Source organism: Bacillus sp. FSL W8-0645, assembly GCF_038007905.1.
GTDB classification, from domain to species: domain Bacteria; phylum Bacillota; class Bacilli; order Bacillales; family Bacillaceae; genus Bacillus; species Bacillus pumilus.
On the sequence record NZ_JBBOYC010000001.1, the window covers coordinates 2528177 to 2550223 of the forward strand.

The 22047-nt window shown below is 42.3% G+C and carries 23 protein-coding genes, 1 pseudogene and 1 riboswitch; of the genes and pseudogenes, 5 read left to right on the forward strand and 19 right to left on the reverse strand.

Going from position 1 to position 22047, the window contains the following annotated elements; all coding sequences use genetic code 11:
- Positions 1-63: 63 nt before the first annotated feature.
- From NST39_RS13020 to NST39_RS13035, 4 genes and pseudogenes are all read right to left on the reverse strand, one after another.
- Positions 64-417, reverse strand: a complete 354-nt coding sequence (locus NST39_RS13020; RefSeq protein WP_144469243.1) for a LapA family protein — start codon at positions 415-417, stop codon at positions 64-66.
- A gap of 102 nt (positions 418-519) precedes the next feature.
- Positions 520-1009 (reverse strand): annotated as a pseudogene (locus NST39_RS13025) (cation:proton antiporter regulatory subunit).
- A 185-nt stretch (positions 1010-1194) separates the two neighbouring features.
- Positions 1195-3423: a protein translocase subunit SecDF gene (gene secDF, locus NST39_RS13030; RefSeq protein ID WP_003216337.1), complete on the reverse strand. Its 2229-nt coding sequence runs from the start codon at positions 3421-3423 to the stop codon at positions 1195-1197.
- 41 nt (positions 3424-3464) lie between these two features.
- Positions 3465-3761: a post-transcriptional regulator gene (locus NST39_RS13035; RefSeq protein WP_003216788.1), complete on the reverse strand. Its 297-nt coding sequence runs from the start codon at positions 3759-3761 to the stop codon at positions 3465-3467.
- A 115-nt stretch (positions 3762-3876) separates the two neighbouring features.
- Here NST39_RS13035 and spoVB point away from each other — a divergent pair, with 115 nt between their 5' ends.
- Positions 3877-5427 carry a stage V sporulation protein B gene (gene spoVB, locus NST39_RS13040; protein WP_341028735.1) on the forward strand — a complete coding sequence of 517 codons (1551 nt, stop codon included), beginning with the start codon at positions 3877-3879 and terminating at the stop codon, positions 5425-5427.
- A gap of 1 nt (position 5428) precedes the next feature.
- Here spoVB and NST39_RS13045 read toward each other — a convergent pair whose 3' ends face one another.
- Complete coding sequence (locus NST39_RS13045; protein WP_044140024.1) at positions 5429-6091, reverse strand: DUF421 domain-containing protein; 663 nt, start codon at positions 6089-6091, stop codon at positions 5429-5431.
- Between the two features lie 165 nt (positions 6092-6256).
- Between NST39_RS13045 and NST39_RS13050 the strand changes: the two genes are divergently transcribed.
- Positions 6257-6634, forward strand: a complete 378-nt coding sequence (locus NST39_RS13050; protein WP_044140023.1) for a TIGR04086 family membrane protein — start codon at positions 6257-6259, stop codon at positions 6632-6634.
- A gap of 49 nt (positions 6635-6683) precedes the next feature.
- Here the strand turns inward: NST39_RS13050 and yajC are convergent, their stop codons facing one another.
- From yajC to NST39_RS13085, 7 genes are all read right to left on the reverse strand, one after another.
- Entirely contained in the window at positions 6684-6950 is a 267-nt protein-coding gene (gene yajC / locus NST39_RS13055) for a preprotein translocase subunit YajC (protein ID WP_003216659.1), read from the reverse strand.
- Positions 6951-6998: 48 nt separating this feature from the next.
- Positions 6999-8144, reverse strand: a complete 1146-nt coding sequence (gene tgt, locus NST39_RS13060; RefSeq protein ID WP_044140022.1) for a tRNA guanosine(34) transglycosylase Tgt — start codon at positions 8142-8144, stop codon at positions 6999-7001.
- 31 nt (positions 8145-8175) lie between these two features.
- Positions 8176-9204 carry a tRNA preQ1(34) S-adenosylmethionine ribosyltransferase-isomerase QueA gene (gene queA, locus NST39_RS13065; protein WP_044140021.1) on the reverse strand — a complete coding sequence of 343 codons (1029 nt, stop codon included), beginning with the start codon at positions 9202-9204 and terminating at the stop codon, positions 8176-8178.
- Positions 9205-9238: 34 nt separating this feature from the next.
- Entirely contained in the window at positions 9239-9439 is a 201-nt protein-coding gene (locus NST39_RS13070) for a DUF2905 domain-containing protein (RefSeq protein ID WP_012010741.1), read from the reverse strand.
- Positions 9432-10436, reverse strand: a complete 1005-nt coding sequence (ruvB, locus tag NST39_RS13075; RefSeq protein ID WP_050943663.1) for a Holliday junction branch migration DNA helicase RuvB — start codon at positions 10434-10436, stop codon at positions 9432-9434. Before ruvB ends, NST39_RS13070 begins: the two co-directional genes overlap by 8 nt.
- Before the next feature lie 11 nt (positions 10437-10447).
- Positions 10448-11053: a Holliday junction branch migration protein RuvA gene (gene ruvA / locus NST39_RS13080; RefSeq protein WP_044140019.1), complete on the reverse strand. Its 606-nt coding sequence runs from the start codon at positions 11051-11053 to the stop codon at positions 10448-10450.
- 148 nt (positions 11054-11201) lie between these two features.
- Entirely contained in the window at positions 11202-11702 is a 501-nt protein-coding gene (locus NST39_RS13085) for an intercompartmental signaling factor BofC (protein ID WP_185107331.1), read from the reverse strand.
- Between the two features lie 238 nt (positions 11703-11940).
- Here NST39_RS13085 and NST39_RS13090 point away from each other — a divergent pair, with 238 nt between their 5' ends.
- Positions 11941-12585, forward strand: coding sequence for a protein kinase family protein (locus tag NST39_RS13090; RefSeq protein ID WP_341028742.1), 645 nt, complete (start codon positions 11941-11943; stop codon positions 12583-12585).
- Positions 12586-12816: 231 nt separating this feature from the next.
- Here the strand turns inward: NST39_RS13090 and NST39_RS13095 are convergent, their stop codons facing one another.
- Positions 12817-12999, reverse strand: a complete 183-nt coding sequence (locus tag NST39_RS13095) for a hypothetical protein (RefSeq protein WP_003216799.1) — start codon at positions 12997-12999, stop codon at positions 12817-12819.
- A 192-nt stretch (positions 13000-13191) separates the two neighbouring features.
- On the opposite strand from NST39_RS13095, the gene NST39_RS13100 reads away from it, so the two are divergent.
- Positions 13192-13338, forward strand: a complete 147-nt coding sequence (locus NST39_RS13100; protein WP_003216600.1) for a hypothetical protein — start codon at positions 13192-13194, stop codon at positions 13336-13338.
- 35 nt (positions 13339-13373) lie between these two features.
- Here the strand turns inward: NST39_RS13100 and thiC are convergent, their stop codons facing one another.
- On the reverse strand, positions 13374-15134 hold the full coding sequence (gene thiC / locus NST39_RS13105; protein WP_126740764.1) for a phosphomethylpyrimidine synthase ThiC: 1761 nt from the start codon (positions 15132-15134) through the stop codon (positions 13374-13376).
- Between the two features lie 128 nt (positions 15135-15262).
- Positions 15263-15371, reverse strand: a riboswitch (TPP riboswitch).
- Positions 15372-15608: 237 nt separating this feature from the next.
- On the opposite strand from thiC, the gene NST39_RS13110 reads away from it, so the two are divergent.
- On the forward strand, positions 15609-16241 hold the full coding sequence (locus tag NST39_RS13110; protein ID WP_113767489.1) for a LysE family translocator: 633 nt from the start codon (positions 15609-15611) through the stop codon (positions 16239-16241).
- A 48-nt stretch (positions 16242-16289) separates the two neighbouring features.
- On the opposite strand, the gene NST39_RS13115 is transcribed toward NST39_RS13110, so the two are convergent.
- The 5 genes from NST39_RS13115 to nadB all read right to left on the reverse strand — a co-directional run bounded on the left by NST39_RS13115 (position 16290) and on the right by nadB (position 21966).
- The gene (locus NST39_RS13115) at positions 16290-16907 is read right to left on the reverse strand and encodes a YhcN/YlaJ family sporulation lipoprotein (protein ID WP_113767490.1); all 618 of its coding nucleotides are present in this window, start codon (positions 16905-16907) and stop codon (positions 16290-16292) included.
- 131 nt (positions 16908-17038) lie between these two features.
- Entirely contained in the window at positions 17039-18319 is a 1281-nt protein-coding gene (safA, locus tag NST39_RS13120) for a SafA/ExsA family spore coat assembly protein (RefSeq protein ID WP_278175887.1), read from the reverse strand.
- Positions 18320-18450: 131 nt separating this feature from the next.
- Entirely contained in the window at positions 18451-19560 is a 1110-nt protein-coding gene (nadA, locus tag NST39_RS13125; protein WP_217012253.1) for a quinolinate synthase NadA, read from the reverse strand.
- Complete coding sequence (gene nadC / locus NST39_RS13130; RefSeq protein WP_113767493.1) at positions 19547-20410, reverse strand: carboxylating nicotinate-nucleotide diphosphorylase; 864 nt, start codon at positions 20408-20410, stop codon at positions 19547-19549. The genes nadA and nadC overlap by 14 nt, the downstream gene beginning before the upstream one ends.
- Entirely contained in the window at positions 20392-21966 is a 1575-nt protein-coding gene (gene nadB / locus NST39_RS13135; protein WP_341028748.1) for an L-aspartate oxidase, read from the reverse strand. The genes nadC and nadB overlap by 19 nt, the downstream gene beginning before the upstream one ends.
- Positions 21967-22047 lie beyond the last annotated feature (81 nt).

Genomic DNA, 22047 nt, shown 5'->3' on the forward strand with positions numbered 1-22047 from the left:
CACTATTATACTAGAGTGGCCTGAGGGGTTTCAATTTTTATTTTATGAAATTGTGCTGGAAGATTATTTTTCCTTCCGGTCAAATGATGCTGGCTGTTCTTTTAAAGGCGTCACATTCGGTTTCTTTTGAACGTCTTTGTCGACCTTTTTATTCGAAACAACAGGTGCAGGTGCGGCTGCACGCTCAGCTTTTAAAGCCTTTAGTTCACGTTTTAGTTTCACAATTTGGAAGATCCCTGCAAAAGCCACAATGAGTCCGCCCATGAGCACAGAACCAATAATGACAAGAATCAGCGGCCATTCAGCCGATCCAAATAAGTAGTCAACTTGCACTGGCCGCACATTGATCACGGCAAATACTGAGACAATTAATACGAAAATAAATGCGAGTATGATGGTCCATTGTTGTTTGTTCATCTACATATCCCCCAAGCTTTTTCTTTTATTCTTCCCTTTTTATTGTCCTTTTTAAACACAGAAAGAAATGAGCGGAAGAAAATCTATCAGCATGGGCATGAATTAGCTGCTGAGTTTTTCATTAATGAGGTTCTTTATTTCTTGTCTTAGCTCCAGAAATAACAAGGGTATCCCCTTCTTCAATGACCGTTTCAGGTCCTGGATTTCACATTTTCTCATATGATTTTCTCACGATAGCGATGACTGTTACTTGATCATATTGGCGGACACTCAGGTCACCGATGGTTTGCTGAACAGCTGGTGCATTCTTTTCAATCTTAAACCATTCAATCATCAGTTCATCAATGGCTACTTCTACAGTTTCAAACGCTTTCGGCTTATATACCATGCCGCCTAAGATTGCTGCAATTTGACTTGCTTCTTCATCGTTTAGCAAGATACCAGAAATAGATTCTTCATGATCGTCCTCTTGAAAATGATACATTTCTCTCCTGCCGTCATCGTGTGTAATGATGGCAAGCTTCTCATTATTTTTTGTGATCATTTCGGCTTTGTGACCGATACCTGGCAGTTCAGTTTCCCGAACCTTCATAACAGCCCCTTCAATGAATAAAGCTAAATGCCTCAAACGGACACTTGCTTTCTATACTGGTCTAAACGTATGTCATTATAGCAAAAGACCATTTCAAGATCAATGATACCCGATTTTTTTTTCGAATCGTCTTATTTCCGGAAAAACTAAAGAAAAAAGACTGCCGCTTGGGCAGTCTCACTCAATTAAATATCTTGCTCAGTATCAATCTTCGCCGGTTTTTTCATCTCGCGGCCTTTCCACATGAGCCAAATTTGCGCTGCGATATATAGAGATGAGTACACCCCTGTTAACAGACCGACAAGTAAGGCGATGGAGAAGTTTGTAATTGACGCTGATCCAAAGATAAGCAGTGCGATCACAACGACAAGTACGGTTAATACCGTGTTGACAGATCGCGTAAAGGTTTGCTGTAAACTTAAGTTCACAATGTACGATAGATCTTCAATCGTTTTTGGTTTGCGCTTCTTCATTTGTTCACGAACCCTGTCAAAGGTGACGATCGTGTCGTTGATCGAATATCCGATGACTGTGAGGATCGCCGCAATGAAGGTGACATCCACCTCTAAACGCGTAATACTAAAGAAGGCCACGATAAAGAATGCGTCATACAGCAGTGAAATAATCGCTGCAATGGCCATTTTATATTCAAATCGAACGGAGACATATAAAATGATCCCGATTGAAGCAATGATGACAGCATATAATGCATTTCGGGCAAGTTCTTTCCCAACAGTCGGAGACACTGTACTTACGTTCGGCTCCGTTCCGTATTTATCTTTGAAGTAATCTTTCACTTCAGCAATCTTTTCTTTGTTCGGCACACCGACAAATCTCGCTGCTGCCTGATTTTCTTTTTGACCCGATAACACGACACTGTCTGTCTCAAGGTCCAGCTTTTTAAAGTCTTGCTCGACTTGTTCAGTTGACAGCTTGTGATCACTTTGGATATCAATTCTAGTTCCACTTGTAAAGTCAATTCCCGCATTCAGCTTGAAGATGGAAAGAACGATGATTCCCGCAATGGTGATAGTAGCTGAGAAAATCATAAATCCTTTACGTTTGCTGACGAAATCCCACTTATCAAATGGCGTTTTTGGCTCGGTGGTTTCTGTTGTTTCATGAATGTTCATAATGTCTTTTTGACGAACACCAAACCAGCCTTTTCTTCGGTCAAGATAGCGACTTTCAACAAGAAGACCGAGAAGGAATCTTGATAGGAAGACAGCTGTGATAAAGCTAGTTAAAATCGATAGGATGAGCATCGTTGCAAATCCTTTTACCGAGCTTGTCCCGAAAAAGAACAGCACGCCGCCGGCAATAATACTTGTTAAGTTTGCATCAAAGATGGTTGCAAATGATCGGCGGTTCCCTGATCTGAAAGCAGAACGGACTGATTTGCCGAGCTTGAGCTCTTCTTTGATCCGCTCATAAGTAATAATGTTGGCATCAACAGCCATCCCTACCCCTAGAATCAATGCCGCAATTCCAGGCAGCGTCATGACTGCACCCATCCAGTCAAACACTTGAAGCGTAATGTAAATATAAGCTGAAAGTGTGATGACAGCGATAAGACCAGGTAATCGGTAATAAAGCAGCATGAATAAGAAGATAAATGCGATTCCTACAATTCCTGCGAACACTGTTTCGTCCAGTGCTTGTTCACCAAACTGTGCACTCACAGATGTTGAATATTTTTCTGTTAATTTCACTGGCAATGCCCCGGCATTTAAAATACTTGCAAGGTCCTTTGCCTCTTGAACAGTAAATTTCCCTTCAATTTGCACGTCACTGCTGTTAATTTCTTGATTCACATTCGGCGCAGAGACATATTTGTGGTTTGATTTTGAGACTTCTTTTTTGAAGGAATCTCCTTTGTGGTAATCAAGCCAAATGACAAGCTGGTTATTCGGCGCCATCGCCGCTACTTTTCTTGTGACGTCACCAAATTTTTTCGCATCCTTTAGTTTAACCGTCACAATTGGCTCATTCGTTTGACTGAATGTTTGTTTTGCACTGTTTTCGACCAGGTCAGCCCCGTTAAGGAGTTCTTTATCATTCGTATCTCTGAAGGATAGCTGTGCTTCAGTGGAAAGAATCTCCCTAGCTCTGTTTTGATCTTTTACTCCCGCAAGCTGCACGCGGATACGATTGTTGCCTTCAATCGAGATGTTCGGCTCACTTACACCTAGCACATTGGCTCTTCGGTTTAAAGCCTCCACTGTACTGACGAGGACACTATTTGTGATTTTATCCTCTTTTTTCACTGGATGTACATCATATAGGACTTCAAATCCACCCTGCAAATCCAGCCCTAGCGTCATATCTTTCGCAACAGGCTTTGTTAGTAAGCCTACGCCAGTTCCGATTAACAGAACCACTAAGAAAAACGCAAGAATGCGCCCTTTTTTCATTATGTATTTCCTCCTTAAACACCTGAATCCATTAAGATGGCTTATTTCAACAGTTCATCTAGCATATTCTTGCCATCTTCACTGTCCAAAAAAGCAGACGTTTTAAACGACTGAACGGTTGCATAGTTCATAAATTCGCCAATTTTCACAGATAAAATATCTGCAACCATTTCATGAATCGGATACTCTTGTTTTTTCTTCCACTTCTTATTCTCTAAGTATGACCATAATTCCTCTAAATCTACATCTTTATAGCCCAAAACGATGAATTCTTCAAGCTTACTGAACAGAAAAGGCTTTAAATGGTCTTTGTAAATTGCAGCCGGATGTTGTGTCAATGGGATGCTCCCCCTTTTCAGTTTTTATCGAGAGACTTGTCATGCTTGGACGATATACACGCATATCTTATTGTATATGATTCTATGTCGTTTGAGAAGGCAGGTGATCTTTGATTTGACGAAGCAAACGTTTTTAAAAGGGACAATTATTTTAATTTTAGCAGGTTTTATCACGAGAATATTGGGTTTTGTCAATCGAATTGTCATTGCAAGGTTCATTGGCGAAGAAGGAGTCGGGCTTTATATGATGGCTGCTCCTACCTTTTTTCTCGCTGTGACGCTCACACAATTCGGACTGCCTGTCGCTATTAGCAAGCTTGTCGCAGAAGCAGAATCCCGGGGTGACAAACAGAAAACAAAACGTATTCTTGTCATGTCCCTTGCGATAACAGGGACACTCAGCCTGATATTCACGCCGCTCTTTTTATGGTTTGCACCCATCATGGCAGAAAATATGCTGACAGATCCTAGAACGGTCTATCCACTGCTTGCCATTACGCCCGTTGTCCCAGTCATCGCCATTTCCAGTGTGCTAAGAGGGTATTTTCAAGGCAGACAGCAAATGAGCCCGCTTGCCATATCTCAAGTACTGGAACAGGTTGCAAGAATTTCTCTAGTGGCAGTATGTACAACAGCTTTCCTTCCTTATGGGATTGAATATGCGGCAGCAGGTGCGATGATTTCATCTGTTATTGGAGAGATGATTTCACTTGCTTATTTACTGATTGCCTTTCGTTATAAAAAGACCATTCGTATTCGAAAACGATTTTTTAAGGCGATTCATGACGGTAAGGACACGTTTAAGCAATTGATGAGTATTGCCCTGCCAACAACAGGCAGCCGTTTTATCGGGAATATTTCGTGGTTTTTAGAACCGATAGTTGTCGCGCAAAGTCTTGCCATTGCTGGATATGCGGCTGTCGAGGCAACAAGACAGTACGGAGAGTTGACTGGTCTTGCGCTAACCCTTTTGACACTGCCTAGCTTTATTACGTATTCTCTCTCCACTGCACTGGTCCCAGCGATCAGTGAAGGAATGGAGCAGAACAAACGCAAAACGGTCGAATACAGGCTGAAGCAGGCGATGCGTCTTTGTCTACTCAGCGGAGGTATTTCCTGTATTATTCTTTTCGTTTACGCAGAAGATTTAACGCTCTTTATGTATGGTTCATCGCATGCGGCTATTTATGTAAAATTCATGGCACCATTTTTCCTTCTATATTATTTTCAAGGGCCGCTTCAAGCCGTCTTGCAAGCACTCAATTTAGCTGGTGCGGCGATGACAAATAGTCTGATAGGTGCTGTTGTGAAAACAGGAATGATTTTTGTCCTTGCTTCACAGCCGGGCTTTGGCATTATGGGGGCAGCACTTGCAATATTAATCGGCATCGTCCTTGTCACGCTGCTTCATGCGGCAACTGTCGGTAAAGTACTGCCTATTCATTTACCAATGAAGGAATATGGGATATGCGTTCTTGTGATCATCGGCACTGGGGCTGTCAGCCTTTGGCTGAAATCTCAAGTAAATGGGCTCTTTTCTGCCCCGATTGAGCTTGTGATACTGATCTTTGTTACGTGCGCGCTGTATGTCATTCTATTAATCTGTCTAGGGCTAGTGAAGCGAGAAGAGCTTCGCCGTATCCCGTTTATAGGGAAACTGCTTTAGCTCATGTCTTCTTGATCACTTCATCTTTCAAATCAATATAAAATGTCTTTTGATTAAAGCTACAGTAGGAAATCTGATCAATTTCATGATAGCCCCTTTTGGCAATCTCATCTTTCAGCCACTGTTCATTTTGATTAATTTGCTTCAAATGATCGTGCTGTACAACGCCATCAGCAATAAGTGGCAGCTCAAGCGCTCCGTGTGTGTGCTTGTTTTCTTTTTCAACGACCGCAAGCTTTCCAGATGGCTCTAAAATGGCGTAAGACACATCCTGAATGCTATCGATGTTGTTTTCTCTTAATTGAATGAGCAGGTCATCAAAATTGTATCGCTGTTTTCTCATCGCACCCTCGTCGATTTTCCCATTGATAATGAGCAGGGCCGGTTTACCGTCAAGAAAGCGCCGGACACCTTGGAATTTCAATGAGAGGTAGGCGAGTGTGATTTGAATGAAGGTTAACAGCAGGATCGGCCATACCGTATGTAACATGTGATCCTCGACTTCTTCTATGGCGAGAACCGCAATTTCTGCGATCATCATAAAAATGACAAGATCTAAAATACTCAATTCGCCAATTTCTCTCTTGCCCATTAACCGAAAAATAAACCAAATAAGAAAATATAAAATGATTGTTCTCATGGAGATAATCAAGATGTCCTGCATGTGATGTAAACCCTCCTTCTCTAACATAGCTTGTGTCAAAACCCTTTATTTATGTAGAAAAGAAAGCCTCTGTTTTTATCGTGAGAAACATGTCTATTTTTTCTTCATAGTGAATACATTTTAGTAAAAGACAAGCTTCGGTCAATTGGAGAGGAGACGAATCACATGCAGGAAACGAAACAAATCGGAAAAGGGATTTTATCCGGCTTAATGGCCATTTTTATCGTGATGATTGCCACAAGCTTACTTGTATCGCTCATGCTTACCTTCACAAGTATGCAGGAATCATCGTTTAAATGGATGATTATGATTTTGTCCTTTGTGGCGCTTTTATTAGGGGGGATCATTTCTGGAGGAAAAGCAAAGGAGCGCGGCTGGCTCATTGGTGCGATCACTTCTATGATCTTTTCTCTCACTGTATTTTTGTTTCAATATTTAGGGTTTGGAGAAACCTTTTCACCAGAGCAGTTCATCTATCATGGGGCATTTCTAGGAATTTGTATGCTCGGCGGAATGATTGGCGTCAATCTTCGAGGCAAATAAAAAAAGAGCGGATATATCGCTCTTTTTTTTATGGCTATGTATCGGAGGATTAGCCTTTGTCAGCTAGTTCTCTAATAGCACGTCGATCGAAAGTTAAACGGTTGTTTTCGCTTGTTTTGATGACCACTTTTGATTCATCAATGTAGTCGATTTCACCGTGTAAACCACCGATTGTGACGATTTTATCGCCTTTTGATAAAGATTGCTGCATCTGACGCACAGCTTTTTGTTGCTTTTGCTGTGGACGGATTAATAAGAAGTAAAGCACAGCAAACATGACAACAATCATAATGATTGAACCCATACCACCATCCATTCTATTTCACCCCTTTCTAAAGCATTGTAAAGCCTTTTCGTTTATGCGTTAAAAGTTTTTCGCATTCGGTTCGTTAAAGCCGTAACGCTCAAAAAACTCTTCTTTAAAATCACCTAAACGATCCTCACGGATAGCTTCTCTCACTTGCTCCATTAATTTTAACAGAAAATGAAGATTATGATAAGTTGTTAATCGAATTCCGAACGTTTCATTTGTTTTGATTAAATGTCTAATATAAGCGCGTGTGTAGTTTTTACATGTGTAGCAGTCACAGTTTTCATCGATTGGTCTGAAATCACGCTCATATTTTGCATTTTTCACAACAAGACGTCCTTCGCTTGTCATCAACGTACCGTTTCTGGCAATTCGCGTTGGCAGCACGCAGTCAAACATATCTACACCGCGAATGGCACCGTCAATTAAGGAATCTGGTGAGCCGACACCCATTAAGTACCTTGGCTTGTCTGTTGGTAACAATGGCGTTGTGAACTCGAGTACACGGTTCATCACATCTTTTGGTTCACCAACAGATAAGCCTCCGATGGCGTAGCCTGGGAAATCAAGTGAAACCAGATCTTGTGCACTTTGTTTGCGAAGCTCTTCGTATTCTCCGCCTTGGACAATTCCAAACAGTCCTTGATCCTCTGGACGCTGATGCGCTTCTAGACAGCGTTCTGCCCATCTGCTTGTCCGCTCTACAGATCGTTTCATATAATCGTATTCTGCTGGATATGGTGGGCATTCATCAAATGCCATCATAATATCAGAGCCAAGCGCATTTTGGATGTCCATGGCCTTCTCAGGAGAAAGGAACAGCTTATCTCCATTTAAATGATTACGGAAGTGGACGCCTTCTTCTTCAATTTTTCTAAATTCACTCAAAGAGAATACTTGGAATCCGCCTGAATCGGTCAAAATCGCTCGATCCCAGTTCATAAATTTGTGCAGGCCGCCTGCTTCTTTCACAATGTCATGACCTGGACGAAGCCATAGGTGATACGTATTGCTTAAGATGATGCCTGCTTCCATTGCCTTTAATTCTTCAGGCGCCATCGTTTTGACTGTAGCCAGTGTACCTACCGGCATAAATACAGGTGTGTCAAAGGAGCCGTGCGGTGTATGAACGCGCCCTAGTCGTGCACCTGTTTGTTTGCATGATTTAATGAACTCATAACGTATCGGTAATTGCGACAAAAATGAGCCCTCCTGTCTTTGTTGTATGATGTTATTGAATCAGCATGGCATCGCCAAAGCTGAAGAATCGGTATTCCTCTTTTACAGCCTCATTGTACGCTTTTAGGACATGCTCTCGTCCAGCTAATGCGCTGACAAGCATGATTAACGAGGATTTGGGCAGATGGAAATTCGTGATCATACCATCAATTGCCTTGAATGTATAGCCTGGGTAAATAAAGATTGACGTCCAGCCGCTTGACGCTTTGAATTCGCCATCATGCGCACTTGCAATGGTTTCTAGCGTTCTCGTTGACGTTGTCCCCACTGAAATAATCCGCCCGCCTTCCTTGCGAACGCGATTAAGCTCTGCCGCTGTTTCTTCATTCATTTCGTAAAACTCTGCGTGCATTTCGTGTTCTTCAATACGATCTGCACTGACCGGACGAAAAGTACCAAGCCCCACGTGCAGTGTAATGAATGCGATGTGCACACCTTTTGCTTTCAGCGCATCCAGCAGCTCGTTTGTAAAGTGAAGACCAGCAGTTGGAGCAGCAGCGGAGCCAACCTCTTTCGAATACACCGTTTGATAGCGTTCACGATCGTCAAGCTGCTCTTTAATATAAGGAGGCAGCGGCATCTCACCGAGGGATTCAAGTACTTCATAAAAAATGCCGGTATACTGAAACTCAACTTTTCTGCCGCCATGTTCTAATTCTTCTGTACATACCGCTTGAAGCCGTCCATCACCAAAGGTGATAACTGTTCCTTTTTTCACCCGTTTGGCTGGTTTTACAAGTGTTTCCCATTTATCGCCTTCCTCTTGTTTTAAGAGAAGAAGTTCAACTTTTGCACCTGTATCCTCTTTCATTCCAAACAAACGTGCCGGCAAAACGCGCGTATTATTTAAAACGAGACAATCACCCGTTTGAAAATAATCGGTGATTTGTGAGAATGTATCGTGTGTCACCTCACCCGTTTGTTTGTTTAAGACCATCAGTCTTGATGCATCTCGTTTTTCAAGCGGTACTTGTGCAATCAATCTTTCTGGTAAATCAAAATCAAATAGTTCTAGCTTCATTTCCTTCACCTATTCTGTAGTTAACTAGTTAACGTTATTTCATCCGTCCAAAGATATTAAGTAATATCGTGAGCACGATGCTAATGACAATGCATGTGATCACAGGAAAAAAGAACGTCACATTTCCTTTTTTCACAAAAATATCACCTGGAAGCTTACCAACCAATTGAAATACTAATCCTGCGGCAAAAAGGACACCACCTAAAATCATCAATATTTTAGGGAATTCAGTCACGAATCGGAACCTCCATTTGAAAATGTTCATACGCTTCTCTTGTGACGACCCGTCCTCTTGGTGTTCTTTGCAGGAAACCAATTTGCAGTAAATACGGTTCGTACACATCTTCAATCGTATGTGATTCTTCTCCAATTGTCGCTGAGATCGTATCAAGCCCAACAGGACCGCCTCTAAATTTTTCAATCATACTTAAAAGCAGCTTATGATCGATATGATCAAGACCAAGCTTGTCGACTTGAAGGCGCTCAAGGGCATCTTCCGCAATGTCCTCGGTAATCGCATGATTCCCAAGCACCTGCGCAAAATCTCTTACTCTTCTGAGCAGACGGTTGGCAACCCTCGGCGTACCGCGGGAACGTCTTGCAATCTCTTCGGCTGAGCGAAGATCGATCCCAATCTCGAACAGCTCGGCTGTTCTTGAAACAATGTGAGCCAAATCTCTTTGCTCATAGTATTCCAATCTTGCATGTACCCCAAACCTGTCACGAAGCGGCGCTGTTAAAAGCCCGACGCGGGTCGTGGCACCTACAAGGGTAAATGGCGGTAAATCAAGCCGTACAGAGCGTGCTGTATCTCCTTTGCCAATGACGATATCTAAACAAAAATCCTCCATGGCCGGATAAAGCACTTCCTCAATTGAGCGCTGCAAGCGATGAATTTCATCTATAAACAACACATCACCTGGCTCAAGAGACGTTAAAATCGCCGCCAAATCACCAGGACGTTCAATCGCTGGTCCAGATGTTGTACGCAGCTGAACATTCATTTCATTGGCAATAATCGACGCAAGCGTTGTTTTCCCGAGTCCAGGCGGTCCGTATAAAAGGACATGATCGAGTGTTTCCTGCCTCATCCGGGCAGCCTCAATAAACACGCTGAGGTTATCCTTTACTTTTTGCTGACCGATATATTGGCTAAGTGTCTGTGGCCGCAGACTTTGCTCAATGGCTGATTCATGGTTGTCTGCTTCAGTTGAGACGAGCCGTTCATCCATGAGACATCACCCTATTTCAACATTTTTTGTAAAGCTTTTTTCACATATTGATCGGTTGTGAGATTCTTTTCTTCTTTTAACAATGGAAGAACTTTTTTAATTTCGCGATCACCGTATCCGAGAACACTTAAGGCTTCAAGCGCTTCGTCTAATGCCGTTTGCTGCGTTTCGACCTGAATATGGTCCTCGTGATTAAATAGGTTGCCAATCATTTCGGGCACGACATCAGCTAGCTTTCCTTTTAGGTCGAGAATGATTTGGCGAGCTGTCTTTTTGCCAACACCAGGGAACTTAATCAGGAACGCTTCATCTTCACGTTCTATCGCTGAAATGACAGCGCCTGGATCACCGGAAGCAAGAATCGCTAGAGCCCCCTTCGGCCCAATCCCTGTGACATTTAACAGTTTTGTGAACAGCGCTTTTTCTTCTCGTGTTTGAAATCCATATAACGAAAAAGCGTCTTCCTTTATGTAATGATACGTATAAATCGTTTCTTGTTTATTTATTTGATAGATAAACGGGTTTGGGCTATAGACTTGATATCCCACTCCGCCGTTTTCTATGACAACATATTGCGGGCACACATAATCAATGGTCCCTTTTACAAACTCTATCACCGTTTTCACCTCTTTGACTGTTCTTCATTGTAACATAAATCGAGAAGAAAACCGCAATAAAAGTTAACATACGTTCGCTCAATGCATTTTTACGATGACACTACGAAAAACAGCTTGCGGCCTTCACACCAGCAAGCTGTTATACGCTTTAAAACGATATTTCATTTCGGTAAGGCTTCATGACTTCAAGCACATGCTCAAATTCATCCTTTGTTCGAAAAGGAATGCCTTGCTGAAGCTGCTCCTCCACATGACTTTCTAAACGGGACGTATCAATTTGAAAAAAGAGATGAATGGGCTCCGCCCAGCTGTCAGGCCTTCCATGAAACGTAGAAATCACACCGTCCTCTGATAATCCGATATATCCATTTGCTTTACTTAATGGAGAGATATCATCAATTTGCTTTCTAAAAAGCGCAAAATCCTCTTTCTGCTCTACTAGCGTCCAGCCTTTATACTGCGACCAGAATGTGTCTTTGTCTTCTAATGATGCCCGGTGTCTTTCAATACTCACATCTCCGTCTAGATAGACTTTTTCAAGCTGCACGGTGATCGAGTTTGACTGCTTTTGCAAGTGTTCTTTTCCTTCCATATCCGCAGCGAAAAAAAGCACACTTGTCATGATAAGTCCTGTAACGAAACATTTCATCTTCACTTTCACTATTTACACCTCTTTAGAACATGAGATCGATGCATGACATATGTAGTTTGACCCATTTTTCTAAACATTAACCAAATCGATGACATGAATATATGGGAAGAGTCTTTCGTTGTATCCTTCATTCGTAAATGGTATGTTTTATACAATCCATTGCTTTATCGAATGCTCGGTTTTTTCATCATTCGTTTTTCAGCCGCATAAACTGAAACCAAAGAAGGTGAAGTCAATGTCAGAAGTCAAAAGATTAGCCGAATCGATTCAGTATCATGAGGATAAACGTCTTCATAAGCTTGCCTTTAAACCGGCAGAGCTTGAGCTGTGCGGCAAAGGAAGAAGTGCCTATGTCTTTTCATACAAAAAAGACGGCAAGAAAATGGCGCTAAAAGTCTTTTTCCCTTCTTATCAGCATATTTCCCGCAAAGAAGCCGCTATTTATGAAAAGCTCTCTGGTTCGTCTTACTACCCTGAGATTTATGAATCTGGGGATCAGTATATTTTAATGGAATATATTAAAGGATATACATTCTATGAATGCCTCACAAAGGGGATTCCTATTAAAAAACAAATGATTGAGCAAGTCGATGATGCGCTAGAAGAAGCACGCGAGAAAGGATTGAATCCTTCTGATATCCATCTGAGGAATCTGATCTTAACAAAGGAAGGACAGGTCAGGGTCATCGATGTTGCCCGTTTCACACAAACAAAAGCTTGCCATCAGTGGGATGATTTAAAAGCCGCTTACGCTTATTATCAAAAACCTTTTTTCCCGAAAAAAGCACCGCGTCTATGGCTTGAAGTGATTGCTTATTTATATAAAAAGAACTGGCTGTCCCGCGGTCAGCTTAATAATCGGAATGATTTCTCTGCATAATGAAAGCCGCTCTCACTGAGCGGCTTTAGATTGTTGACAAAGTGCTAAAATGATGTTTATTTTAGCACTTTGTCTTCTTTTCAGCGTGATAGAAAGCCTTTGCAGTCTAGGAAGGACGAGCACTGGCGCGGAGCGAATTGAACATTCGTGAGCACCAGCGCGCAGACCTGACACCGAATGCGAGGGTTTGTCTACACGCTGAAGCCGCTCTCACTGAGCGGTTTTTCTGTGTCAATCTGTTTCAACATGGATGCTATTCACATTTAATAAGTTAATGATTTCGTTATTCAGCTTAAACCAATGATTGGCTTCTTCAATTTTCTTATACACATCATAGGTAGCTGGACGTTTTAGCTCGAAATCAAGCACTTCCCCATTGTTCATATGAAATGTTACCTTAAATACTTTCATCATAAGATCACCTTCCACTCTCTCTTGTTAGCTTGCCAAATAGATCGGCTCTTTTCATTCATTCTCTACTCAACTCGTTTCCCCTCCTTCTTTCCTGTCAAACACAAGAAGTTTAAATTTTGTTTAAATTCAAACAACATCTCTATCCCTCTTCTTTGCAAAGAAGTATATTATTTTAAAAAGGAGGTTTTCTTTATGAAACGGAAAAAGAAACGAACATCTCCAGAAAGACAAACAGTCGTGTTTCATTTAACAGATGCCCTCATTCCGAGTCTGGATATGATAGGGGTTGCATTAAAGGCATTTTTCCACCTCTTAAGAAAAGCCTTATCCGCGATCTGATAACCCCCCGCACAACATGCGTGCGAGGTTCTTTTTTAGGATGAATATATTTGACTTCCTTGGCTGATAAACTCCTTCGCCTTCTTCTCCATCTCTTTTTTCACTTCTTCTGATTGATTGCGAATATCATGGGAAATTTTCATGCTGCAAAACTTCGGTCCGCACATCGAGCAAAAATGGGCAGTCTTAGCGCCTTCAGCAGGCAATGTTTCATCATGGAACGCCATCGCTCTTTCTGGATCAAGTGACAGGTTGAATTGGTCCCGCCATCTAAATTCAAACCTTGCTTTCGATAAAGCATCATCGCGCTTTTGAGCAGCAGGATGTCCTTTTGCTAGATCAGCAGCATGTGCAGCAATTTTATAGGCAATCACACCTTCTCTTACATCTTCTTTGTTCGGCAGACCTAAATGCTCTTTTGGCGTCACATAGCATAGCATCGCTGTCCCATACCAGCCGATCATAGCTGCGCCGATAGCAGATGTAATATGATCATATCCCGGAGCAATATCTGTTGTAAGAGGTCCTAATGTATAAAATGGTGCCTCTTTGCAAATCTCCATTTGTTTGTCTACATTCTCTTTGATTTTATCCATTGGAACATGTCCAGGCCCTTCAATCATCACCTGTACATCATGTTTCCAAGCGATCTCTGTCAATTCACCTAACGTTTCCAGCTCTGCAAACTGCGCTTCATCATTGGCATCAGCTATTGATCCTGGTCTGAGTCCGTCTCCAAGTGAAAAAGCAATATCATACGTTTTCATAATCTCACAAATGTCTTCGAAGTGGGTATAAAGGAAATTTTCTTGATGATGGGCAAGACACCATCTTGCCATAATGGCACCGCCTCTTGAAACAATTCCGGTCACCCGATCGACTGTCAGCGGAATATACCTTAACCGCACTCCCGCATGAATCGTGAAGTAGTCTACTCCTTGCTCTGCTTGTTCAATTAACGTGTCTCTGTACACGTCCCACGTCAAATCTTCTGCCACGCCATTCACTTTTTCAAGCGCCTGATAAATGGGAACGGTGCCTACTGGGACTGGACAATTGCGTATGATCCATTCTCTTGTTGTATGAATGTCCTTTCCTGTAGACAGATCCATCATGGTGTCTGCACCCCATCTGATGGCCCAAGTCATTTTTTCAATTTCTTCATCAATGGATGATGTCACAGCTGAATTACCAATGTTCGCATTGATTTTGACATGAAAATGCCTTCCGATAATCATCGGTTCACTTTCAGGATGGTTAATATTCGCTGGAATGACCGCTCTTCCGCTGGCTACTTCCTCTCTCACGATCTCAGGGCTTAGCCCTTCTCTTAACGCGATGAACTCCATTTCAGGCGTCACAATACCTTTTTTTGCATAATGCATTTGCGTCACACAGGCACCTTTTTTTGCGCGAAGCGGCTCATGATGAAAATCAGTAAGAACATGATGATGTGACGCTTTCTCTTTGGAGCGATATCCGTTATCTTCAGGTTTTACATGACGTCCTTCATAGCTTTCTGTATCCTCTCTTTCTTCGATCCATGCCGCTCTCAGACGATGAAGCCCCTTTGTAACATCGATATGAGCACGCTCATCGGTGTAAGGTCCACTCGTATCGTACACACGAATCGGTTCATTTTGAATATTTCCTGCCTGCGTCACCGTTTGTGAGAGGGCAATCTCTCTTTTTGGCACTAAGATGTCAGGTCTTGACCCTTTCTCATACACCTTTCGGCTGCCTTCAAAGCTTGATAATAAGGATTGAGTTGTTGGGATATTTTTCTTTTCTTTCATTTGCTGTTCTCTCCTTCTCTTCTTGTCACCGGACAGGATGGAATCAGCACCAGCAAAAAAAACCAGGCTCTATGAACAGAACCTGGTTTCGTCGTTAGAAATAAACATGAATGTCATTCATATGACACATGTATCATCTTCAACTTCCCCACGCTGGTACGAGCCAGATCAGGTCCAAAGGGTTAAGAAGCATACACTTCTCTCTCAGCCCAGCCGCGGGCACCCCTAGTCACATTTATTCATTTCCACAACAGTGTAGCATAGAGATGACATGAAAAAAAGAAGTTTTAGGAAAATAGTTCCTTTCCACTACAAAAGAGATAAAGCCAGCTTGATATACACCTTTATATACATCATCTATCCCAAACATTTAGATAAAATCTGAAATAACCATTGATCCTTTTCTCCTATTATGTATAATTAATCTAAACGGAGAATTTTTATACAAACTTTTTCAAAGGAAGTTCTAGTCGATTGCAAACATTTCTCACATTTATCGTCATAGGATTCTCAATTGCTCTGCCAGTTGGAGCGATCACGGTTGAAATGACAAAACAGGGATTAAAAAACGGCTTCTTTCATGGTTTAACTGTAGGAGCAGGCGGTATGACCATCGATCTCCTACTAATCTTGGCTTTATATGCTGGATTTGCTCAGTTTTTATCACTGCCATTTGTCCAAATCCCGCTCTGGCTGATCGGAGCTATATTCTTAATGATTCTCGCATACGATTCCATTAAACATGCGGATCAAGACATCCATTTAGCTGGCGAAAAAGTCAATAAATCTTTCGCAAAAACGTACAGAAACGGCTTGCTTGTTGCGGTGTCTCCTGGAAACCTTGTGTTCTGGGTTTCTGTATTCGGAGCTGTACTGGCAGATGCATATACAAAAACAGATTCATCTGAATTTATGCTGGCATCAGGCGGTATTTTGGCAGGGATTCTCCTTCATGACATCGGTCTTCTCACCCTTATATCCTTAACAAGAAAAGTGATGAATCGAACGATGATCAAATGGACATCCATTATTGCTGGTATTTTATTACTTGGATTTGGCTGTTATTTCTTTTACGAATTTTATATAGGCATTAAGGTTTATTTTTAAGAAAAGGCTAAAGTTCTTGAGGAACTTTAGCCTTTTTTATTCTTCAACCTATCGAGTCATGCCTGTTTGACCTGTTTCAAATTGTGTTCTTCTCATATCTCTAAAGCGTGTGAAAGCACCCTCGTCTTTAATCACTTGGACAGCTCTTCCATCCGCATAACGAGTCGCTGCTTCTTCCACTTGTGATACGCCTTCTGACGTTAGACGTCCATCTGATTTAATGGCAATATACACACTTTCATCAGTTACCATCACCTGTGAGTCTGCAACGTGGTTCATTTTATTGACGCGATTGGCGATTTTTCTTGAACGCTGCACGTTCTCTTGTTTATCGTAGCCAGAGAACGACATTTGGTTATGATAGTTCATATCTCCATGACTGTAGCGTCCATCTCCACCTGCGAGAGGCGTTCGATCATCAGCTTGAGGACGGGTTCGATAATCAACATTCGTTGTATTCCCACCGTTCATTCCCTCCATGAGCTCTGAAACTGGCCCTTGATGATCTTGGTTATTGTCATCCGCACGGTTATTCGAATGATATCCGACTGGCTGACCTGATTGATTATGTCGTGTATCTACACCTGCATTGTCATTTGCACCACATGCCGTTAATCCAATAGGAAGAAGCACTAATGCGATCGTTTTTTGCCATTTTTGTCTCAAACGAAAAACCCCCTGTACAAATTCAATCTCGAGCGCGAAACAGGCTCTGTTTTAGCATGTACAGTTTGGGAAAAAATCAAGCTGTCAGTTATAAACAAAAAAAGGAACGATTGAGATCGCTCCTTCTGTCATTACTCTTCTTCGTCTTCCTCTGGTCTTGCAAAAACAGATTGACCTGGATATGGCTGCATATAAGGCTGAGCTGGATAAGCCCCCATTTGGCCATAAGGTACAGGATTCGGGTAATGTCCTGGCCACGGCTGATGCTGCTTCATGCCATCATCACATCCGCAGTCTTCCTTGCCGTAAGCTTCATTTGAAACATTTGGATAAAAGCCTTGATTCACGTTCGCATTGACATTTGCGTTGGCATTGGCATTTGGATGCATATGGTGGTGCCAGTGATGCCCGTCGTTTGCATGATGTTCATAATGTTCTCCGTAATAAGCTGGCGCTTGATACGCAGGATAATATGGCTGCGCTGGGTATGGATATGGCATCATGTGATGATGGTGATAATAAGGCTGGATAGGATAACAAAGACCTGACCCTGGTAAAATTGGCGATGCTGGCACCATTTGCTGCGGATATGGATACATTGCCGGCATGTAATGACCATGACCATAATAAGGATCATATGCGTCATGATGCTGGTGATGGTGATGATGTTCCTTATTCTCAGCCATTCCCCCTACCGCTGCGCCTCCTACATTCGGCATTTGCGGGAAATTAGGAAGGTTTGGGTAATTGCTGTGTTCCATATCTTTTCCCTCCTCCTTTTGATGCGGAATATGAATAAACGGATCATACCCCTTTGCCACATCATCTTTTAAATGACCTTTATTTTCATCATAAAAATGGTCTTTGTTATCTTGATAGTTCTTATTTTCATGATGGAAATGGTCCTTGTTATCTTTATGCTCCTTATTCTCATAATGAACATGATCTTTATGATCCTTTTTGTCATGAGCGTGATCTTTCTTTTCATGAACGTGATCTTTTTTCTCATGATGTTCTTTTTTGGGAGGAGGCGTGAATGGCTGGTACAGATTGGTCTGATAATAGTTCACATCGACTTGCGGAAAAGCTGGCTGCTCGATCTTTGGCACTGGCGGTACATAAGGTACAGGTTCGTTTGGCTTTTCTTTCGGCTTCGTATCTTGCACTTGCACGACATCTTTTGGCTTTTCTTTCACATACGGATGTTCTTTCGGCTTTGGCATTTCTTTTGCTTTCTGATGATCTGTTTTTACAGGAACACCACTAGATGGAATCTTGATCTTCATACCCGGCATGATCAAATCTGGATTACTGAGCTGTGAATTTAGTTTTTTCAATTCTTGAAAGTCGACTCCGTATTTCTTTGAAATTTTCCAAAGGGAGTCTCCTTTTTGCACAATATGAATTTTCAACGTTTTCCCCTCCTATGCAAAACGTGAACGTAACGGTTATGTCAGAAGTACAATATGTTTCACCATAAATTTATGCCTATTTACAAGCCAATATGATAAAAACTTGTTTTCTGATAGGAGGGGCTGATTCATTATTTAATGGCGAGCATTTTATTCAGTGCAAGTAAAGCGTCTTTTGTCGTGTCTTCATTGACTTGAATCAAACCGACCGGATTACCTTTCTCTAAGCTTTCTAGTGACCATAACAAATGAGGGAGATCGATCCGATTCATCGTCAAACATGGACACATATCCGGATTGAGGGATTCGATTTGTTTATCTGGATGCTGATCTATGATCCGCTTAACCAAATTCATCTCTGTTCCAATCGCCCACTTGCTTCCTGCTGGTGCTTCCTTGATCGTATCAATAATAAATTTCGTTGAACCGGCAAGATCAGAAGCCGTGACGACTTCATGCGTGCACTCTGGATGGACAAGAATTTGAATGTCACGGTCTCTTTTTCTCGTTTCTTCAATATTTCGCACCGTAAATTTCTCATGGACAGAGCAATGGCCTTTCCATAAAATCATCTTGATGCGGGAAAGCGGCTGATCGGTGATGAGCCTTTCTTCTATTTGATCCCAGACAGCCATTTCTTCAAGTGAAATGCCTAAATCAAAGGCCGTATTACGCCCTAAATGCTGATCAGGGAGAAACAGAATCCTCTCTTTTTGTGTGAGCGCCCACTCCAGCACTTTTTTAGCGTTTGATGATGTCACAGTGGCCCCGCCATGCTTTCCGACAAATGCTTTAATATCAGCTGTTGAGTTGACATACGTAAGTGGAAGAATTGTCTCCCCAAACAGATCAGTGAGCTGCTCCCATGCTCTATCCGTTTGTTTCATGTTTGCCATATCTGCCATTGAACAGCCTGCTCTCATATCTGGCAATAGAACCTTTTGATTCTTGTTTGACAGCATGTCTGCCGTTTCAGCCATGAAGTGAACACCGCAGAACACAATGTACTCCGCTTCCTTGTTGTCCGCGGCTATTTGTGCGAGCTGCAATGAATCTCCTGTTGCATCTGCAAATTGGATGACTTCATCCTTTTGATAATGATGCCCCGGTATAAAAAGCTTTGATCCAAAGGCTCGTTTAATGTCTAACACACGCTGCTTCATCTCCTCAACAGATCGGTGTTTATATTCTTCTGGCATCATGGCTGCATGTTGATTCGCGAGTACATCAAGCAGTGACATGAGTTGTTCCCCCTTTATGACTGAATTCCATATTCATACTAAAATCAAATGCTGGAGCAGAATGTGTCAGAAAACCAAGTGAAATAAGGTCGACACCTGTCCCTCTGTAACTTGGCAATGTCTCTAGCGTGATACCTCCTGAAGCCTCGGTCAGAATTGTCTCAGGCGTCATTTGTTTAAAACGTTTGACTTCGTCTGGAGAGCAGTTGTCAAACATGATGACATCGGCTTTTGCATCAATGGCTTCCTTTAGCTGCGTTTCTGATTCAATTTCTACTTCAATTTTCACCATATGACCGGCATATGCTCTTGCTTTCTCTACTGCTTCACGAATAGAGCCGCATGCGGCGATATGATTATCTTTAATCATTACCCCATCTGATAAGCCGAAGCGATGATTCTTTCCCCCACCTGTCTTCACAGCGTATTTCTCTAACATACGCAAGCCGGGCGTCGTTTTTCTCGTATCACAAATCGTAATCGACGGGTCCGCTAATCGCTGCACTGCTTCATGTGTTAAAGTAGCGATACCTGTCATGCGCTGCAAGACATTCAAAATGACCCGTTCTCCTTTTAATAAGTCGCTGACTGGTCCTTTTATTTTCGCCAGCACTGCCCCTGAATGAATCCAATCACCTTCTTCAAAAAACAACTCAGCCTGAATCTGTTCATTCAGCAGGCGGTACCCTATGTCAATGACTTGAGAACCTGCCAATACACCCGATTGTTTTGCGATGATATAGGCTGTTCCTTTCTTTTCTCCAAAAATGCCATCAGCAGATACATCTCCAAAGCCAATATCTTCTGTGAAAAAATGAGTCAGCATTTGTTTTAACTGTAAACGTTCCATTTGGCACCGATCCTTTCATTTTTCATCATGTAAACGCGGCCTTTTTCATGGACAATCTGCATGCCCCTCCACAAAGCATCATTCCGCTTTGGATAATCCATTCGATAATGACCGCCTCTGCTTTCTGTACGAAGTAATGCAGACTTCACTAGGCAAATCGCTAATGTCCATTGATTACTTAATTCGATCTGTTGGCTTGTGATATTCTTCACATTCACTTGCTGATAAGGGACTTGCTGTAATGTTTGAAGCAAGGTCTTTAGCCCTTTTTCTTCTCTTACAATTGCGGCATATGTCGTCATCCATTGTCTCAACTGATCCTCTGAAATCTCTGGCACGGACCATACTTCTTGAATAGAGAAAGAAGGGATTGTTTTTTTCTTTTTAGGTATTTGTTCAATTCTCCGTGCCGCTTTGTTTCCTAAAACGAGACCTTCCAAGAGAGAATTACTCGCCAATCGATTCGCTCCGTGTAAGCCTGTATAGGCTGCTTCTCCGATAGCAAAAAGAGATGGAAGCGTCGTTTCACCATATTCATTCACGCAGATTCCGCCCATTAAAAAATGCATACCAGGGGAAACTGGGAGCCTGCCGCTTGCCATATCGACACCTGCCCGCTCACACATTGCAGCAATAGCTGGAAAACGAACTGAGAAATGTGGAATTTCGCTGATATTGAGATACAGATCATGACCTAATTGCTGCTCATGAAAAATAGCTCTAGCGACAATATCTCTAGGCGCTAAATCAGCTTGTGGGTGAATGCCTTTCATGATCCTCCTGCCTGTTTCATCTTCTAAATAAGCTCCCTCTCCTCGGACTGCCTCTGAAACGAGACCGACTGCTTTTCCAGCGATCGTCAAGAGGGTGGGATGGAATTGAACAAATTCGAGATCAGCTAATTGTGCTCCGGCTCGATAAGCCATCATCAGTCCGTCTCCTGTTATAGAAGGGTCATTTGTGTTTGTTTCATATAGGGAGCCGCAGCCGCCCGTGGATAAAACAACGGCATCTGCGGTCATAGTATGTACGCGATCTTTCTCGTCTTTCCAGACCACTCCTATGCAGGTTCCTTCGTGAACGAGCAGATCAACGACATGGGAATTTTCATATAAATGAATATGTGAGCCAAGCTGATTTTTTAAATACTGCACGAGGGTTTTACCTGTTTGGTCTCCTCCTGCATGCAAAATGCGATGAGTCGTATGCGCCCCCTCTTTACCTAATTGCGGCACGCCCGTCTCCGTTTGATCAAATGGACAGCCTTCTTCTACGAGCTGCTCCACCATATGCTTTCCAAGACTTACGATCTCTTGTACCGCCCTTTCATCATTGTGATCACAGCCGGCAGCTAATGTGTCTTGTACATGCTGATGAACAGAATCCTGTGCTGAAAAGGCAGCAGCGATTCCTCCTTGTGCAAGCATGGAATTACTAGAGGAAAATTGTTTTTTTGTCATCATGATGACTTGGCAGCTTGCTGAAATGGTTTTTGCAAAGGAAAGCGCTGCAATGCCTGATCCCACCACAATGATTTTTTTGATTGATGACACCATCGCCCCTCCTGTCATTTACACCTGTCTTGACACATATCATTACACAACACTACAATAAATACAAGAAAAAATTTTCTCATA

Coding starts and splice junctions, on each gene's coding strand:
- NST39_RS13020 (WP_144469243.1), bottom strand. CDS start 417: ATGAACAAACAACAATGGACCATCATACTCGCATTTATTTTCGTATTA.
- secDF (WP_003216337.1), bottom strand. CDS start 3,423: ATGAAAAAAGGGCGCATTCTTGCGTTTTTCTTAGTGGTTCTGTTAATC.
- NST39_RS13045 (WP_044140024.1), bottom strand. CDS start 6,091: ATGCAGGACATCTTGATTATCTCCATGAGAACAATCATTTTATATTTT.
- NST39_RS13050 (WP_044140023.1), top strand. CDS start 6,257: ATGCAGGAAACGAAACAAATCGGAAAAGGGATTTTATCCGGCTTAATG.
- yajC (WP_003216659.1), bottom strand. CDS start 6,950: ATGGATGGTGGTATGGGTTCAATCATTATGATTGTTGTCATGTTTGCT.
- queA (WP_044140021.1), bottom strand. CDS start 9,204: ATGAAGCTAGAACTATTTGATTTTGATTTACCAGAAAGATTGATTGCA.
- ruvB (WP_050943663.1), bottom strand. CDS start 10,436: ATGGATGAACGGCTCGTCTCAACTGAAGCAGACAACCATGAATCAGCC.
- NST39_RS13085 (WP_185107331.1), bottom strand. CDS start 11,702: ATGAAATGTTTCGTTACAGGACTTATCATGACAAGTGTGCTTTTTTTC.
- NST39_RS13090 (WP_341028742.1), top strand. CDS start 11,941: ATGTCAGAAGTCAAAAGATTAGCCGAATCGATTCAGTATCATGAGGAT.
- NST39_RS13095 (WP_003216799.1), bottom strand. CDS start 12,999: ATGATGAAAGTATTTAAGGTAACATTTCATATGAACAATGGGGAAGTG.
- NST39_RS13100 (WP_003216600.1), top strand. CDS start 13,192: ATGAAACGGAAAAAGAAACGAACATCTCCAGAAAGACAAACAGTCGTG.
- thiC (WP_126740764.1), bottom strand. CDS start 15,134: ATGAAAGAAAAGAAAAATATCCCAACAACTCAATCCTTATTATCAAGC.
- nadA (WP_217012253.1), bottom strand. CDS start 19,560: ATGTCACTGCTTGATGTACTCGCGAATCAACATGCAGCCATGATGCCA.
- nadC (WP_113767493.1), bottom strand. CDS start 20,410: ATGGAACGTTTACAGTTAAAACAAATGCTGACTCATTTTTTCACAGAA.
- nadB (WP_341028748.1), bottom strand. CDS start 21,966: ATGGTGTCATCAATCAAAAAAATCATTGTGGTGGGATCAGGCATTGCA.